The organism is Halobellus sp., from assembly GCF_042218505.1.
In the GTDB taxonomy this organism is placed as follows: domain Archaea; phylum Halobacteriota; class Halobacteria; order Halobacteriales; family Haloferacaceae; genus Haloquadratum.
The window spans coordinates 164,203-179,434 of the sequence record NZ_JBDGQZ010000008.1; the positions used below are offsets into that span (position 1 = coordinate 164,203).

The 15,232-nt window shown below is 67.0% G+C and carries 16 protein-coding genes; 8 read left to right on the forward strand and 8 right to left on the reverse strand.

Going from position 1 to position 15,232, the window contains the following annotated elements; genetic code table 11:
• Nucleotides 1-111: 111 nt before the first annotated feature.
• On the reverse strand, nucleotides 112-1,029 hold the full coding sequence (gene larE, locus ABEI27_RS02880; RefSeq protein ID WP_375797899.1) for an ATP-dependent sacrificial sulfur transferase LarE: 918 nt from the start codon (nucleotides 1,027-1,029) through the stop codon (nucleotides 112-114).
• 113 nt (nucleotides 1,030-1,142) lie between these two features.
• Here larE and ABEI27_RS02885 point away from each other — a divergent pair, with 113 nt between their 5' ends.
• Complete coding sequence (locus tag ABEI27_RS02885) at nucleotides 1,143-3,155, forward strand: MutS-related protein (RefSeq protein WP_375797900.1); 2,013 nt, start codon at nucleotides 1,143-1,145, stop codon at nucleotides 3,153-3,155.
• Between the two features lie 62 nt (nucleotides 3,156-3,217).
• Complete coding sequence (locus tag ABEI27_RS02890; protein WP_375797901.1) at nucleotides 3,218-4,813, forward strand: stage II sporulation protein M; 1,596 nt, start codon at nucleotides 3,218-3,220, stop codon at nucleotides 4,811-4,813.
• Nucleotides 4,814-4,866: 53 nt separating this feature from the next.
• On the opposite strand, the gene ABEI27_RS02895 is transcribed toward ABEI27_RS02890, so the two are convergent.
• Nucleotides 4,867-5,733 carry a sulfurtransferase gene (locus ABEI27_RS02895; RefSeq protein ID WP_375797902.1) on the reverse strand — a complete coding sequence of 289 codons (867 nt, stop codon included), beginning with the start codon at nucleotides 5,731-5,733 and terminating at the stop codon, nucleotides 4,867-4,869.
• 253 nt (nucleotides 5,734-5,986) lie between these two features.
• On the opposite strand from ABEI27_RS02895, the gene ABEI27_RS02900 reads away from it, so the two are divergent.
• Both ABEI27_RS02900 and ABEI27_RS02905 read left to right on the forward strand, forming a co-directional pair.
• On the forward strand, nucleotides 5,987-6,775 hold the full coding sequence (locus ABEI27_RS02900; protein ID WP_375797903.1) for a sulfurtransferase: 789 nt from the start codon (nucleotides 5,987-5,989) through the stop codon (nucleotides 6,773-6,775).
• A 52-nt stretch (nucleotides 6,776-6,827) separates the two neighbouring features.
• Nucleotides 6,828-7,619 (forward strand): hypothetical protein, encoded by a 792-nt coding sequence (locus tag ABEI27_RS02905; RefSeq protein ID WP_375797904.1) that lies wholly within the window; start codon nucleotides 6,828-6,830, stop codon nucleotides 7,617-7,619.
• A 2-nt stretch (nucleotides 7,620-7,621) separates the two neighbouring features.
• On the opposite strand, the gene hisB is transcribed toward ABEI27_RS02905, so the two are convergent.
• The gene (gene hisB / locus ABEI27_RS02910; protein ID WP_375797905.1) at nucleotides 7,622-8,239 is read right to left on the reverse strand and encodes an imidazoleglycerol-phosphate dehydratase HisB; all 618 of its coding nucleotides are present in this window, start codon (nucleotides 8,237-8,239) and stop codon (nucleotides 7,622-7,624) included.
• A 173-nt stretch (nucleotides 8,240-8,412) separates the two neighbouring features.
• Here hisB and hisG point away from each other — a divergent pair, with 173 nt between their 5' ends.
• The gene (hisG, locus tag ABEI27_RS02915; RefSeq protein ID WP_375797906.1) at nucleotides 8,413-9,258 is read left to right on the forward strand and encodes an ATP phosphoribosyltransferase; all 846 of its coding nucleotides are present in this window, start codon (nucleotides 8,413-8,415) and stop codon (nucleotides 9,256-9,258) included.
• A gap of 29 nt (nucleotides 9,259-9,287) precedes the next feature.
• Here the strand turns inward: hisG and ABEI27_RS02920 are convergent, their stop codons facing one another.
• Entirely contained in the window at nucleotides 9,288-9,671 is a 384-nt protein-coding gene (locus ABEI27_RS02920; protein ID WP_375797907.1) for a hypothetical protein, read from the reverse strand.
• A gap of 15 nt (nucleotides 9,672-9,686) precedes the next feature.
• Nucleotides 9,687-10,250 (reverse strand): TATA-box-binding protein, encoded by a 564-nt coding sequence (locus ABEI27_RS02925; RefSeq protein WP_375797908.1) that lies wholly within the window; start codon nucleotides 10,248-10,250, stop codon nucleotides 9,687-9,689.
• 194 nt (nucleotides 10,251-10,444) lie between these two features.
• Here ABEI27_RS02925 and ABEI27_RS02930 point away from each other — a divergent pair, with 194 nt between their 5' ends.
• From ABEI27_RS02930 to ABEI27_RS02940, 3 genes are all read left to right on the forward strand, one after another.
• Entirely contained in the window at nucleotides 10,445-11,428 is a 984-nt protein-coding gene (locus ABEI27_RS02930) for a THUMP domain-containing protein (protein WP_375797942.1), read from the forward strand.
• Between the two features lie 215 nt (nucleotides 11,429-11,643).
• Nucleotides 11,644-12,132 carry a universal stress protein gene (locus ABEI27_RS02935; RefSeq protein WP_375797909.1) on the forward strand — a complete coding sequence of 163 codons (489 nt, stop codon included), beginning with the start codon at nucleotides 11,644-11,646 and terminating at the stop codon, nucleotides 12,130-12,132.
• A gap of 225 nt (nucleotides 12,133-12,357) precedes the next feature.
• Nucleotides 12,358-12,801 (forward strand): DUF6653 family protein, encoded by a 444-nt coding sequence (locus tag ABEI27_RS02940; RefSeq protein ID WP_375797910.1) that lies wholly within the window; start codon nucleotides 12,358-12,360, stop codon nucleotides 12,799-12,801.
• Between the two features lie 63 nt (nucleotides 12,802-12,864).
• Here ABEI27_RS02940 and ABEI27_RS02945 read toward each other — a convergent pair whose 3' ends face one another.
• The 3 genes from ABEI27_RS02945 to ABEI27_RS02955 all read right to left on the reverse strand — a co-directional run bounded on the left by ABEI27_RS02945 (nucleotide 12,865) and on the right by ABEI27_RS02955 (nucleotide 15,177).
• Nucleotides 12,865-13,470, reverse strand: coding sequence for a protein sorting system archaetidylserine decarboxylase (locus ABEI27_RS02945; RefSeq protein ID WP_375797911.1), 606 nt, complete (start codon nucleotides 13,468-13,470; stop codon nucleotides 12,865-12,867).
• A 3-nt stretch (nucleotides 13,471-13,473) separates the two neighbouring features.
• On the reverse strand, nucleotides 13,474-14,568 hold the full coding sequence (locus ABEI27_RS02950) for an AAA family ATPase (protein WP_375797912.1): 1,095 nt from the start codon (nucleotides 14,566-14,568) through the stop codon (nucleotides 13,474-13,476).
• Between the two features lie 72 nt (nucleotides 14,569-14,640).
• Entirely contained in the window at nucleotides 14,641-15,177 is a 537-nt protein-coding gene (locus ABEI27_RS02955) for an SHOCT domain-containing protein (RefSeq protein WP_375797913.1), read from the reverse strand.
• Nucleotides 15,178-15,232 lie beyond the last annotated feature (55 nt).

A 15,232-nucleotide genomic window follows, 5' to 3' on the forward strand; every position in this document is an offset into this window, starting at 1 on the left:
TGCGCGACCGGTGGATGGTCCTGTGCGGCCAGCGGATGATCCCGCGCGACCAGTGAGCGGCCCCACACGGCAGATAGGTCGTCCGTCGCTTGCGACCCGGTCTCTCCGCCGTTACTGGGTCGGATACTCGGCGTCGAACACGTCGTCGACGACCGTCTCACTGTCTTCGGATGCGTCACCCTCGGAGTCGGGGCTGACGCTCCCGGTCCGATAGCCGTGGAGATCGAGCGTCACGTGCTCGAAGCCCAGGTCCGAGAGGTGTTCGCGGGCCGCGACGACAAAATCGTGATTCAGCGCGCCCGCAAATTCGTCGGGGGCGATCTCGATTCGCGCGAGGCCGTCGTGGTCGCGCACTCGGAACTGTGAGAAGCCCCATTCGCGCAGCACGCGCTCGGCCTTCTCGATCCGCGTGAGTCGTTCGTCGGTCACTTCCAGTCCCGTGGGGATCCGCGAGGAGAGACACGCCATTGCGGGCTTGTCGGCGACCGACAGGCCGTGGGACTCGGCGATCTCGCGGACCTCGTCCTTCTCGACACCGGCCTCCAGCAGCGGCGAGCGAACGTCCAGTTCCTCGACCGCGCGGAGACCAGGGCGGTGGCCCTCGCCGGGATCGGAGGCGTTGGTCCCGTCGCAGACCGTCTCGATGCCGAGTTCCGCAGCCGCGTCGTACATCCGCCCGAGACGCATCGTTCGGCAGTGGTAGCACCGGTCCCCGTCGTTTTGCACGAAGTTCGGGTCGTCGAGTTCGGAGAATTCGACGATCTCGTGTGGGATCCCGATCTCCCTGGCGACGCGTCGAGCGTCGTCGAGTTCGGCGTCGGGGAGCGTCTCGGATTTGGCAGTGCACGCGACGGCGTCGTCTCCGAGCACGTCGTGCGCGAGTGCGGCAACGACTGAGGAGTCGACGCCGCCCGAGAACGCGATCAGGACGCCGTCGCAGTCGGCCAGCGAGTCGCGGACGGCAGCCGTCTTGGTGGCGACGCCGGCGTCGTGGGCCGTCTCGTCGCCGGTGTCCGGTCGGGTGGGCATACGCGCCATTTCTGTCGCAGTCGCAAAAGCGCGTTGTCGTGTGACGCTGCGGGCCCTTACGTATCCCCGGCACCCGTAACGTTATGTCGGATGGCGAGCCAACCCCTCCCCGAATGGAGTTCGAGGCGATTCCGGGCGTCGGCGAGAAGACGGCGGCGGCGCTGTCGGAACTCGACGACGCCGAGCGGGCCCTCAGAGCGGGCGATGTAGCCACATTGGCCAGTGCACCCGGACTCTCGGAGGGGCGGGCCGCCGCGGTCGCGCGCGGAGCGATCCGTCGGCGCCACGACGACGACGGCGGATTTCTCGCGACCGATCGAGCCAGGGAGGTCTACGGCGACGTGCTCGGCCTCCTCCGCGAGCGGACCGTCACCGACTACGCCGCTCGGCGGATCGAGACGTTCTACCCGACGCAGTCGGCGTCGCGGATCGCGGAGGTGCGGGAGTTCGTCGAACGGGCGACCGACCGCGACCCCGACTCCGATGTGCTCGATGCTCTCGACGGCGTGGAACCGGTCGCACCGCCGTCGACGCGGCGGGTTCGGGACCGCTGTCTCGCAACAGCCGACGCCGAGCGCTACGCCGAAGCGGAGGAGGCGTTCCCGGAACTCTCCGTCGAAGTCGTCGAGGACGCCCGGGGCCTCGCCGAACTCGCCCGCTCGTACGCGACGGTTGTCGTCCTCGACGAGCAGTTCGCCGGTGTCGACATTGCGGGCGACGTCCGCGTCCGGCCCCACGCGCTGGAGGCGCAGGCGGAAATCGTTCCCGAGCGAGTGTTGGCGCGGTTCGCCGAGAACCGCGACCGCATTCTCGCGGCCGCAGAAGTCCACGAGACGGCTGAAATCGAGCCGCCGTGCGATCTGTCGGCGTTGCGTGACGCGCTGGGCCGGTTGGACGAGGACGGTACAATCGTCGGGGACGCGGAACTCGATCGGCTCTCGACAGCGGTCGACGACCTCGACGCCACCGTCTCAACCGCCGAGTCGGTCGCAAACGACCGCCTCCGCGACGCGATCCGGGAGCGCGACGTGACCATCGAGGGCACAGATTTTCTCTCGCTCGTCGAACAGGGGGCGCGCGTCGACTCGCTGCTCGACCGCGAACTCGCCGACGAGTACGACAACGCAATCGCGGCCGCCCGCGAGCACCTCGTGGAGGCGCTGGAGTTGCGACCCGAGGAGGCCGATTTCGCCGAGCGCGCGTTCCCCGACGGCCCCTCGTTTCCCGTCGAGCACGAGGAGGCCGTGATCTCGCGGCTCCGGACGGAACTTACCGCTGGACGCGACCGTCGAGCCGCGCGGCTGAAACGCGAACTCGCCGCGGATCTCGCGGCCCTTCGCGAGCCCGTAGAGACGCTGGTCCGCGACGCGCTCGAACTCGACGTCGAACTCGCAGTCGCGCGGTTCGCGGCCGATTTCGACTGCACGCTTCCCGCGTTTCTCGACGCGGCGGCGGAGGACGATGCGGCCGACGCCGACGTTCCCGGCTTCGCCATCGAGGGGGGCCGTTCCCCCCTGCTCGACGTTTCCTTCGAGGCAGTCGATCCAGTCGACTACGAAGTTTCAGGCGCAACGCTGCTCTCGGGCGTCAACTCCGGCGGGAAGACGTCGACGCTGGACCTCGTCGCGCTCGTGGTCGTCCTCGCGCAGATGGGGCTCCCCGTGCCCGCCGAGCGCGTCGAACTCCAGCGCTTCTCTGAACTGCACTACTACGCAAAGACCCAGGGCACGCTCGACGCTGGCGCGTTTGAGAGCACGCTCCGCGACTTCCGCGGGTTGGCTGACGGCGCTGCCGATCGCCTCGTCCTCGTCGACGAACTCGAGAGCATCACCGAACCGGGCGCGTCTGCGAAGATCGTCGCCGGGATCCTCGAAGCGCTCGCCGAGCAGGACGCGACGGCCGTTTTCGTTTCGCACCTTGCGGGCGAGATCCGCGAGGCCGCCGACTTCGACATCGCGGTCGACGGCATCGAAGCGCTCGGCCTCGAGAACGGCGAACTGGTGGTGGACCGCTCGCCGGTGAAAGACCACCTTGCGCGCTCGACGCCCGAACTCATCGTAGAGAAGTTGGCCGACGCCGACGGATCGGACTCAGCGTTCTACGAGCGCCTGCTTCAGAAGTTCTGAGCCTCGAGCGGCGAGTCGATTCCGGCCGAACCCCTATGCCGCTCGGCCCCCACCTGCCTATCGTGAAGCCCTCCAGCGCCCTCCGGACCAGTTGGCGACTGCTCTCCGAGCGGTCGGCGTCGGTCCTCCCGGTGTATCTCCTCGTGAGCGGTCTCTACGGCGTCGCCCGCGTCCCGGTACTGCTAGCCGGCCTGTTCGCAGTCTGGCTGGCGGCCGCGAGCGGACGGTTGGATCCGTTTATCGACCAGTTACGTCAACTGCAGAGCGCGCCGAGTGGTGGAAGCGGTGGAAGCGGCATAGGCGACCCCAGCACGTTCGACCCGCAGATGATCGGTGCCGGTCTCGGTGAAGCCGTCGCCGGCCTCCTGACGCCCGAAATCGTCGCCCTCGTGGCCGTCGGCGCACTCACAGCAATCGCGCTCGCACTGCTCGCATCGGCGCTTGGAAGCGCGGCCGCGATCGGTGGGATCTTCGGCCTGCTCCGCGGCCGCGACGGCGTCAGAGCGGCCGTGGAAGGTGCGCGGACGCACTGGCGCTCGGTTCTCGGCGTTCGAGTGCTGTTCCTCCTCGCGCTCGCCGCGGTCGTCGTCCCGGTGGGTGGGGTCGTCGCGGGCGTGGCTGGGGCCGTCTTCAGCGCGTCTGCGTCGGCGGGCGGTTCAGCCGCAGGCGCACCGTCAGTCGGGGGATCGCTCCTGGGTGTCGGCGTCGCCCTGCTCGGGACGCTCCTCGGCGCGCTGCTCGTCCTCGCGGTCGTGCTGCTTTTCGCCTTCGCCGAGCAGGCGGTCGTCGTCGACGACGCCGGCGCGTTCGCCGCGGTCCGAAAGAGCGCCGGGTTCCCGATCGATCGGCCGGTCGCGTTCCTCGGCTACGTCGCCGTCGCGGCGGGCGCCGTCGTCCTGATCGGGACTGCCACCGCCATCGGCTCGGTCGTGGGGGCGAACCGCGTGACCGGACTCCTCGGTGTCATCATTATTCCACCAATTCTGGACGGGGTCAAGACATCGCTGTACGCCGAAACGACGCTCCCCGCCGACCCGGACCCGACGCCACTCGATGCCCGAGCGCGTGCGGCGTTCAGCGGCGGCCTGCGAGCCGTCGGTGAGTTCGTGCGTGACCGTCCGGGCGCAAACTTCGTCTCACTCGGTTGCGTCGCCGCGGGCGGCGTGATCGGCTGGCTCGCGACCTCCTCTGTCGGCGTCACGCTGCCGGTCAGCGGGGACGTAGGCACCATCTTCGGCGGTGGGGCGTTCGGCCCCCTCGGGACCGCCGCAAACCTCGCGGTGAACAACTGGCTGGTCGCGGTGGGGCTGGCGTACAGCGGCCTCGCTGCCGGGATCCCAGCGGTCGTGAACCTCGGATTCAACGGGCTCATCGTGGGCGCGGTGGGCGGGGTCTTCGAGCCGGTGGCGTTTCTGGCGCTGGTCGCGCCGCACGGCGTGATCGAGATCCCCTCGATCGTCGTCGGTGGGGCCCTGGGACTCCGGTTGGGCCTCGTCGGGGTGGGTGCGCTTCGCGGGCGTCGCACCGACGACGAAATCGCCCGGGCCATCCGTCACGCCTATCGGGTGCTTCTGGGTCTCGTCCCGCTGTTCGTCGTTGCAGCGCTCGTGGAGGCATTCCTCACGCCCGCAATCGCGTCGCTCGTGCTCGGTGGATAGTCAAAAAAGAGACGAGAGGGTGGCTGCCGGTGCGTCAGCGGCTGTTCCCGCGGTTATTCGGCGTCGCCGGTCTCGATCGGCGCGCCCACGAGGTTGCCCCACTCGGTCCAGGAGCCGTCGTAGTTGACGACCTCGTCGTAGCCGAGCAGTTCGTGCAGCGCGAACCACGCAATCGAGGAGCGCTCGCCGATCCGGCAGTAGGCGACGGTCGTCTCGGAGCCGTCGATACCCTGGTCGGCGTAGAGTTCTTCGAGTTCGTCGGCGGACTTGAACGTCCCGTCGTCGTTGACGGTCGCCGCCCACGAGATGTTCTGCGCGCCGGGGATGTGGCCGCCGCGCTGGGCCGTCTCTTGCAGTCCCGGCGGGGCGAGGATGTCGCCGCGGAACTCCTCGGGCGAGCGGACGTCGACGAGCGGGAGGTCCTCGCCAACGGCGTGCTCGACGTCGTCGCGGTAGGCGCGGATGGACTCGAACGGGCCCCGTGCCGAGTACTCGACGGAGGAGAAGTCGGGGATCTCGTCGGTGGTCGGATAGTCGTTGTCGATCCAGTAGTCGCGACCACCGTTCAGGAGTCGGACGTCGTCGTGGCCGTAGTACTTGAACTGCCAGTAGGTGTAGGCAGCGAACCAGTTCGAGTTGTCGCCGTAGAGGATTACCGTCGAGTCCTCGGAGATTCCGTGGCTACCCAGCAGGTCCTCGAAGTCGTCCTTGTCGAGAATGTCGCGGTTGGTCTGGTCCTGGAGTTGGCTCTCCCAATTGAAGCCGATCGCGCCGGGCGCGTGGCTCTCGTCGTACGCCTCGGTGTCTACGTCGACCTCCACCAGTCGGTGTTCGGGGTCGTCGCTCTGGAACTCATCGAGTCGCTCCTCTACCCACTCAGGGGAGACGAGCACGTCTTTCGCGTAGCCGTCGTCTGTCATTGCGTTCTCCTTTACGGCCTCATCCGGTATAATCCCCACAACTACGGCGCGTACTGCCCGTCCTCCCATTATACAGAAAATTTTGCCGGTTAAAACCGCTGGACCGTCTCCCGGCGGCGGATGGGCGTCGCCTCGGAAGGCCACGGTGAGTACGTCTAGGGAATAGTGCGCAACATTTGCTGGTTTCTCTGACACCGGGCGAGCGGTGGCCGAATCGACCACGTTGAAGACCGGGCCTCTCGAACGAGCACGTATGTACAGAAATGCCGTCGTGTCGGCCGCGTGGCTCGCCGACCGGCTCGAAGATGAGGAGACGAGCGTAATCGACGTCCGCGACGCCTGGGAGTTCGACGGCATCGGCCACGTCCCGGGAGCGGCGTCGATACCGTTCGGGGAGTTCCGCAGCGAGACGGGCGATGAAGGGATGCTTCCCGGCGCGGAGATCTGGGAATCACTCCTGTCTGCTGCCGGCATCGGCCCCGACGACCATCTCGTCGCCTACGACGACACCCACGGCGTCTTCGCCGCCCGTTTTCTGGTCACCGCCGAACTGTACGGTCATCCGCCCGATCGGCTGCATCTGCTTGACGGCGACTACAGCGCGTGGAATCAGGCACACGAGACGACCTCGGACGCGCCGTCGCACGCGACGACCGACTACGCGGTCCGGGAACCCGCGCACTCGCCACTCGTCGATTACGGGACCGTCTCCGCCGCGCTGGACGACGACAGCACGGTGATCGTCGACACGCGCGAACCCCGCGAATACGACGAGGGGCACCTGCCCGACGCGGTCAACGTCGACTGGCGCGACCTCGTCGACGACGAGACGCGCGGTCTGAAGCCCGAGACCGAGTTACGATCGATTCTCGAAGCCGCCGAGATAACGCCCGACCGGCGGGTGTTGCTGTACTGTAACACCGCGCGGCGGATCAGCCACACCTACGTCGTCCTGCGGTCACTCGGGTACGAGGACATCGGCTTCTACGAAGACAGCCTGACGGGGTGGACCGACCGCGGCGGACCCGTCGAGACCGCATAGTCGGGAGCGCTTGCCAGCGGGTTTTATCGGCGCGCCGGAAGAGAGACCACGTATGCCGATGCGTCAACTCCGAACGTGCGATTTCTGCGACGGCGAAGCGGCCGGCGTCTACGAGGTGGTGCCGCCAGAACTGTCGCCGACGGAGGCCGAACAGCGGCGCGTTGTTCTCTGTGATGACTGCCTCGATACCTTAGAGACCGTTCTGACGCCGCTCTTGTCCCGGCTCGGCGTCGAACAGCACGCGGGCGAACACCAACCCGAGAGCGAGGCCGCGCCGACCGGCGGTTCGGTCGGGTCGGAGTCGGACGTGGATCCGACGGACTCGTTCGCAGACGACGACCCGCGCGGGACGTCGATATCGGAGGGGACGGGCAGGATGCCCGACGTCGGATCCGGTAACGAGAGTGACCGTCAAGCGAGCGAGGAGTGGGAAGGCCCGGACGACGGCTCCCACGCCGAATCCGGAGGCCAGAGTGACGAACCGGGAGAGCCACCCAGCGGACGGCCGCGATCGACGACAGACGAGCCAGCGGGAATCGGTGGCGGAGAGTCGGGGGACACCACACCGGGGAGTGCCGACCGGGAGGGAGACGTCGCCCCGAGCGGCGAGGAAACCGACACGCCGGTCCCCGAGGACGGCGCGAGCGACGCCGACGAACCGGAGGACTTCCGCACGGTGATGCGGCTGCTCGGGAATCGCGAATTCCCCGTCGAGCGGCACGAACTGGTCGAACTCGCCACGAGCGCCTACGAACTGGAGGCGGGCCACGTCGACGAGATCATCGCGTACGCGGTCGAGCGCGACCTACTCGAGGACGACGGCGAGAAGCTCTACCGGGTGTAGCGCTACAGTTCGCCTTTTGTGCTCGGGGTGTCGCTGCGCCGGGGATCGAGCCGCGTAGCGTCGTCAAGCGAACGCGCGAGCGCCTTGAACAGCGCCTCGGCCTCGTGGTGTGCGTTGACGCCGTCGACCTCGGCGTGCAACGTCAGGCCCGCGTTCATCGACAGCGAGTACGCGAAGTGCCGCGCCATATCGCTCGTGAAGTCGCCGATCTCGGGCTGTGAGAACGAGCCCTCGAACTCGAAGTGGGGCCGGCCGCTCACGTCGACGACGACGCTGGCGACCGCCTCGTCAAGCGGGACTCGTCGGTCAGCGTACCGAACGATGCCGCGCTTGTTCCCGAGCGCCTCGGCAAAGGCCTCGCCCAGCACGATCGCGACGTCCTCGACAGTGTGGTGGTCGTCGATCTCCAGGTCGCCATCACAGCGGATGGTCAGATCGAACAGCCCGTGCTTGGCGAAGGACGCCAGCATATGATCGAAGAAGCCGACGCCTGTCTCGACCGCGCTGTCGCCGTCGCCGTCGATCGCGAGCGTGACGTCGATAGTCGTCTCGGCCGTCTCGCGCGAGACGGCGGCCTCACGGGTCGGGCCGCCCTCCTCGTCGCCGTCGGTGTCGGTCATAGTGGCGAATCGACGCGTGCGCCTATGATCGTTGTGCCTCGGCAGCACGCGTGGTCGTCCCCGTGGCGGAGATACAGTCGTGCTCGTGGAGCGCGCGTTCGCGACGCCGGAGCAGCGGAGCGGCGGCGACCGGGGAGCGAAAGTGGTACGTCGTGGGCGCGTGAGGCGCAGGTATGCGCATCGCCGTCCCCAACAAGGGTCGCCTGCACGAACCGAGCGTCGACCTGCTCGAACGCGCCGGACTCCACATCGAGAGCGCCGCGGACCGGAAACTCTACGCCGACACCGTCGATCCCGAGGTGACCGTCCTGTTCGCCCGTGCGGCGGACATCCCCGAGTACGTCTGGGACGGGGCCGCCGCGGTCGGGATCACCGGCCGCGACCAGATCGTCGAATCCGGCCGCGACCTGGTCGAACTGGTCGATCTGGGCTTCGGCCGCTGCCGACTCGTCCTGGCCGCGCCGGAGGGCGGGTCGATCGAGGATCCCGCGGACATCGCCGGCGGGAGCGTTGCGACCGAGTTCCCACGGATTGCCCGGCAGTACCTTCAGGAACACGGGATCGACGCCGACGTGGTCGAGGTGACCGGCGCGACCGAACTGACCCCGCACGTCGAGATGGCCGACGCCATCGTCGACATCACCTCGACGGGCACGACGCTGCGGATGAACCGGCTCGGCGTGATCGACGAGGTGCTCGAATCGTCGGTCCGGTTGTACGCCCATCCGGACTACGCCGACGACCCGAAGGTGACCCAACTCGTGACCGCCTTCGAGTCCGTCCTCGACGCCGAGGACAAGCGCTACGTGATGATGAACGTCCCGAACGGGAAACTCGACGACGTCCGCGAGGTCATCCCGGGACTTGGCGGCCCCACGGTGATGGACGTCGCCGGCGACGACACTGTCGCGGTCCACGTCGTCGTCGACGAGCGCGACGTTTTCGAGGTCGTCAACGACCTGAAGGAAGTCGGGGCGTCGGGGATCCTGGTTACCGAGATCGAGCGCCTCGTCGAGTGAGGCGGGAGAACTAGGGGGGCGCGAGCACCTCACCCGGGTGCGCTCTGGAAGATTGCTAGAATCCCGAACAGGACCGTCCCGAGGATGACGCTCACGACGAAGTGGATGACGGTGATGTACGCCGAGAGCCGCGGCGCGCGGTCGTACAGGTAGTGGATCGCGATTCCGTCGAGGACGAGCGCGAGGCCGAGGCCGAAAAAGAGCACCGGCGTGTTGGTGCGCGCGAACGTCGTAATAAGGAAACTTACGGCCGCCGGGACGGGTCCGATGACGAACGCGTTCCGGACGGGAACGTCGCCGAGGACGTTTCGAGCGGCGATGTGCACCGTGATGGAGAGAAAGATCGCGAGCGAGGCAAACGTGCCGGCGATCGCCAGCGGCGTCCCCGGCGTAGACTGGAGCGGAAGCGACATCGAGGAGTGAGCGCCTCAGTCCTCGAGCAGGCCGAGTTCACTCAGTCGAGACGTAATGACGTCGACGGCCTCGCGGGCATCGTCGGGCGCCTTGCCGCCGGTAATGACGAGTTTGCCGGAACCGAACAGAAGAGCGACGACGGAGGGCTCATCGAGACGGTAGACCAGACCGGGGAACTGTTCGGGCTCATACTCGATGTTTTCGAGGCCGAGACCGATAGCGATAGCGTTGAGGTTGAGATTTCGGCCCAGATCGGCGGAAGTGACGATGTTCTGGACCGTGATTTCGGGGTCGTCGTCGACGGGGATTCGGAGATCGCGGAGTTCGTCGAAGACGATGTGGAGGCTTTCGTGAACGTCGTCGGTGGATTTCGCCCCGGTGCAGACGATCTTGCCGGAGCGGAAGATGAGGGCCGCCGACTTGGGGTTCTGAGTCCGATAGACGAGGCCGGGGAACTGCTCTGGATCGTAGTCCGCGCCTTCGAGGTCCATCGCGACACTCTGGAGGTCGAGCTCCTGGCCGATCCCCGTGGAGGCGACGACGTTTTCGATGTTGATTGTGTCCTTGGGATCGCTCATAGACGACTTAAACGACGTATTTAAGGTTTAAAAAGATTGGTGCGCCGCGTCGGCGACTCGGTCGGTCGTACGAAAGGCACCGAACACGGGCCCGAGCGGCGCAGTGTAGGCCGGGCAACCCACCACCTGGCAGCGGACGGGCCACGTTCCGATACCCTGATTGACAGCGAGGGTGAGATTCGGGCGTGTACTACTTGGAACTGGCGGGGGAGGCGACCGACGAGCGATTCGCCGCCCTCGAGGCCGAACGGGCCGCCGCCTCGGCCGTCGAGCGCGTCGCGCCAGGACTCGCGACCGCCCGCGGGATCCGTCGCGGTCGTCTCCCGACACTCGCGTACACTCGCGGCGCGTCCGAACTGGTGGGCCAGGCGGACGCAGACGTCGCGAGCGCCGTCGCGGTGCTCGAAGCGGCGTCGTTCGATCGCGCTGGGACGGTTGCGGTCCGGGCCCGGAATGTCCGGTCGAGCACCGACGTGAGCACGGCTGACGCCGAGCGGGAACTCGGCAGCGTTCTCGTCGATCGCGGCTTCGCGGTCGACCTCGACGACCCCGACCACGAACTCCGGGTCTGCTTCGCCGAGGACGTCTGTCTCGTCGGGTGGACGGTGGCCGAGCGCGAGACGTCGTTCGGGTCGCGCGCACCGACCGACCGCCCGTTCTTCCAACCGGGGAGTATGGCCCCGATGGACGCCCGGGCGTACGTCAACCTCGCCGCGGGGCCCGCGCTTCCGGACGCAACAGTCCTCGATCCGATGTGCGGGACCGGCGGCCTGCTCGTCGAGGCTGGACTCGTCGGCGCACGCGCCGTCGGCTCCGACGCGCAGGCGAAGATGGCAACTGGGGCAGCGGAGAATCTCGGACACTATCTCGACGCCGACGGAGACTGGGGCGTCGTCCGCGGCGACGCCACCGATCTTCCGGTCGCCGCCGAGGCCATCGACGCCGTCGTCTTCGATGCGCCGTACGGCCGGCAGTCGAAGATCGCCGGACACGAACTCGCCGATCTTGTCGCGGGCGCGCTGGAGGAGGCGGTGCGAGTCGCACCGTCGTGCGTCCTCGTCGCCGATCGCTCGTGGAGCGCCGAGGCGGAGGATGCCGGGTGGACGGTCGATACCCGCTTCGAGCGGCGCGTCCACCGGTCACTCGACCGCCACGTCCACGTCCTCAGGCGTGCGTGAGCGGATCCGGGTCGAAATGGGGATATTAACTAGCGTTTGCAAGCCTTCGCTCACTCGATCGCACGACTGCGTGTGATCGGCTGTGCAATTAATTGCAAACGCTACTAGAGCCTATTGTCGGTTGTTCGTCTCCGAGGGTTGTCGGAGACTCGATGGTCACGAACGTGTGCGAACTGAGCAATACATTTAATTATTGTATTGTTGAAAAGATATCTATGAGCTACGACAATCTCCTGATCCCAACCGACGGGAGCGAACAGGCGGCGAACGCGGTCGAGGAGGGGATCAAACTCGCAGACGAAATCGGTGCAACGGTCCACATACTGCACGTGGTGGACGAGTTCGAGGCGAAGATCGTCCCGATCACCGGAGAGGAGGAATCGAAACGGGCGGAGTACGTCGAGTACGGCGAGAAAATCACCGAGGAGGCCGCACAGGTAGCGAGAGACGCCGGCCTCGACGTCGAAACGGCGGTCGTCATCGGAATCGCGCACAAACAGATTCAAAACTACGTCGAGGAGAACGACATCGACCTCGTGGTGATCGGCTCTCGTGGGCTCGGTGGCGTCGAAGAGATGCTACTCGGCAGTACCGCCGACAAGGTCATTCGGCTCGTCAACAAGCCGGTTACGGTCGTGTATCAGCAGCCCGTCGAGGAACTTCGGTGGATGCTCCCGTCCGCTGAGGACACGGTGCACCGGTAAGCGACCGGCGTACCGTCCGATCGCGACCGGGCGACGGAGGCGATGACTACCTCCGTTGTGTTCGGAGTCAGAGCAAGGGGTAGCGACGGTGCTGCCGGGCGATACGCCTCACTTATGCAACTGGAGTTCCCCTCGCTGCCCGGAAATCCGCCTGCAGCCGACTGCTGAGTAGGTAGGCCTCCGATTCCGCCCAAGATTATGTGTGCGGCCGCCGAAGCGTCGAGTATGATGAGTGGTATCACAGAGCAGTTCGACGAGCGGTTCTGGGCCCGTCACTCGAACCCGAAGAGCGGGTGGACCCGGGTCCCGTTGGGCGCCCTGATCGTCTCCGCGATCTATCGCCGCAGTTGGCGGCTGCTCGGGGCCGCGCTCGTGTGGACGGTCGTCAATCCGTTCCTGTTCCCGCCGCCCGAAACCGAAGACGCGTGGATGACTCGCGCCGTCCTCGCCGAGCAGTGGTGGATCGAGGAGGAAACGAACCGGACGGTCGGACTCGGCCACCCGAACGTGTACAACACTGTCGGTGCGCTCGGATTCGTGTACGCGCTGTACGCTGCGTGGCGACAATCGCCGGGAGGAGCGACGCTCGGCGTCGCCGTCAGCGTCGGCCTGAAACTCTGGTGGCTCCAGGTGTTGGTCGAGCGCTACGATCACCAAGCAGGCCGCTGATACGCCCTCTGTGTGCTGGGCCATCTGAGCGGAGCTCGTCCAGCAGCGCGCCCGGTTCGTCGGCTATCGATCCGTCGCGGCGACGATCGACTCGCCGGCGCGGACGCGGTCACCCTCTGCGACGAGGAGGTCCTCGCGGTCGTACGCCGGCGGCAGCAACACGTCGGCGCGCGAACCGAAGTCGATGTGTCCGATCCGCTGGGCGCGGGCGAGGTCGTTGCCAGCCTGAACGTACGGATGGATGCGCCGCGCAAACGCGCCGGCGATGAGCGAGACTTCGGCGGGGCCCGCTTCGGTCGCGATGGTGACGTCGACGCGCTCGTTGCGCTCCGATTCCTTCGAGAAGGCCGGCAGGTGCTTGCCCGGTCGATGGGTGACGCTCTCGACGGTCCCGTCGAACGGGGCGCGGTTCACGTGAACGTCGGTGACGTTCATAAACACGCCGACGCGGAACTGGTCGCCCTCCACACGGACGACAGAGATACGACCATCGGCCGGTGAGACCACGCCCGGTCCCGAGGGTCGCCGCTCCGGATCGCGGAAGAACCAGCCAACGAATCCGCCGATCGCGAGCGCGAGAAGCGACAGCGGGAACGCCACCGGTGCGAGGAGCGCGGCCGCTGCGAACGCGGGGATCGCGAGTCGGCGCGCACCCGGAGCGAACCGCATCACTCAAATCAGCGCCTCCCCGTCGAGTTCGTCTCGTCCCCCGGCCCACGCCGCCAGCAGGTGGGTGATGTGAAGCCGGCCGTCGTTGCCCTCCGCGAGGTCGAGGTCGACCGCTCCCGCCAGTCGGTGGAGCCGGATCAGATTCGCCTCCCCGTAGGACTCCGGGTAGGTGTCGGCAACCCGGAGGAGTTCCGACAGCAACTCCTGGCCATCGAAACCGTCGTCGTCGATCAGTTCGGTCAGCTGATCGCGGGCGTCGCTGATCTCGCCCGCCGCCGCGGCGTCGAGGACGGCCTTCAGGTCGTTCTCGTGGCCTACCTCCGAGAGCGCAGCATCCGCCGAGTCGACGGTGATTTTCCCGTCGCCCTCGACGGCCGCGTGCTGGGCAGCGAGCACGGCGTATCGGAGGTCGCCGCCGGCCTTCGAGGCGACGAGATTCAGCGCCATCGGTTCAGCATCGACCGCCTCACGGTCGGCGATCCGTTCGAGAACCGATTCGATCTCGTCGGTCGTCGGCGCACGGACCGGGACGGGGAAGCACCGCGAGCGGATCGCCGGGATCAGCTTCGATGGCTGACGGGTCGCGAGCACGAACTGGGTGTTCTCGTGGAACTGCTCCATCACGCGGCGGAGCGACTGCTGGAAGTCCTCGCGGATCGTCTCGGCGTTGTCCAGCAGGACCGTTTTGTAGGTCCCCGATGCGGGTTTGTAGGAGGCGAGTTCCTGCATCACGTGCGAGATCATATCGCGCTTGGACCACTGGCGTTTGTACTTGTTCGACTGATCGCCTCGGCGGTACTGCTTCGAGAACGCCGTCTGGCCCTGGAGGAAGCGTGAGAATCGCGGATCCTCGCGGATCTCCGTTTTTGTCCGATCGAAAAAGTCGGCGACGTTGATCTCGATCAGATCGGCGTCAGGGTCCTCGTGCGTCTCGCGGGCGAGAGCGCGGACGGCCGCCGTCTTGCCGACGCCGGGCGGCCCTTGGACGACGAGGTTCATCGGTTCGTCGACGGTGCGGGCCAAGCGCTCGCGGACCTCCGACTGTGGGAGTTTCGAGAGCGACGGCGCGTGCGTCTCCGTCCACAGGGGCGCGTCCATCGACCGCGAGTAGTCGGTCGGGGGGTAAGAAACTCTCCCTCTCGGACGACCGGGCGGCGCTCGGCGGAGGCCTCACCGATGCTCGGAGTCGCGTTCGGGTTCGCGAATCGGACCTGCGGGGTCCGCGTCGTCGAGGTCCTCAGAACGGACGGTTCCGTCGCGTTCGGCCCGCTCTCTCGCGTTCTCCGGCGTGTCGGTCTCCAAGAGCACCTCCAGTTTCCGCTCGAACTGCTCGTCAGAGAGGTCCCCGCGCGCGTATCGGTCGCGGAGGCGAGAGAGCGCGGCGTCCATCGCTCCCTCGGCGGCATCGCTCACCTCCCGGTCGCGTTCGTCGACCATCCGATCGACTTTCCCGTCCGCAGACGATTCGGCAGCGACAGAATCGCTCCCGCGGTGTCCGCGGATCAGCGACACGAGCGGGACGACAACCGCATACCCGATGGCGAAAAACATCCAGAAGTCGACGGCGGCGAGAATCGGTACGCCGAACAGCGAGCCGAGTCCGGCCCCGAGAACGAGGAAGACAGTCGCGGCGACAACCGGGTCATCCGAGTCTGCCGGGGTCGGACTCGTCCACCACGGCGAGTCGGTGTCACGACGCCCGTCCATACTTGACGTGTGGTGAGATCCACACAAATGAGTACCGACCGGCGAGTGCTGAACG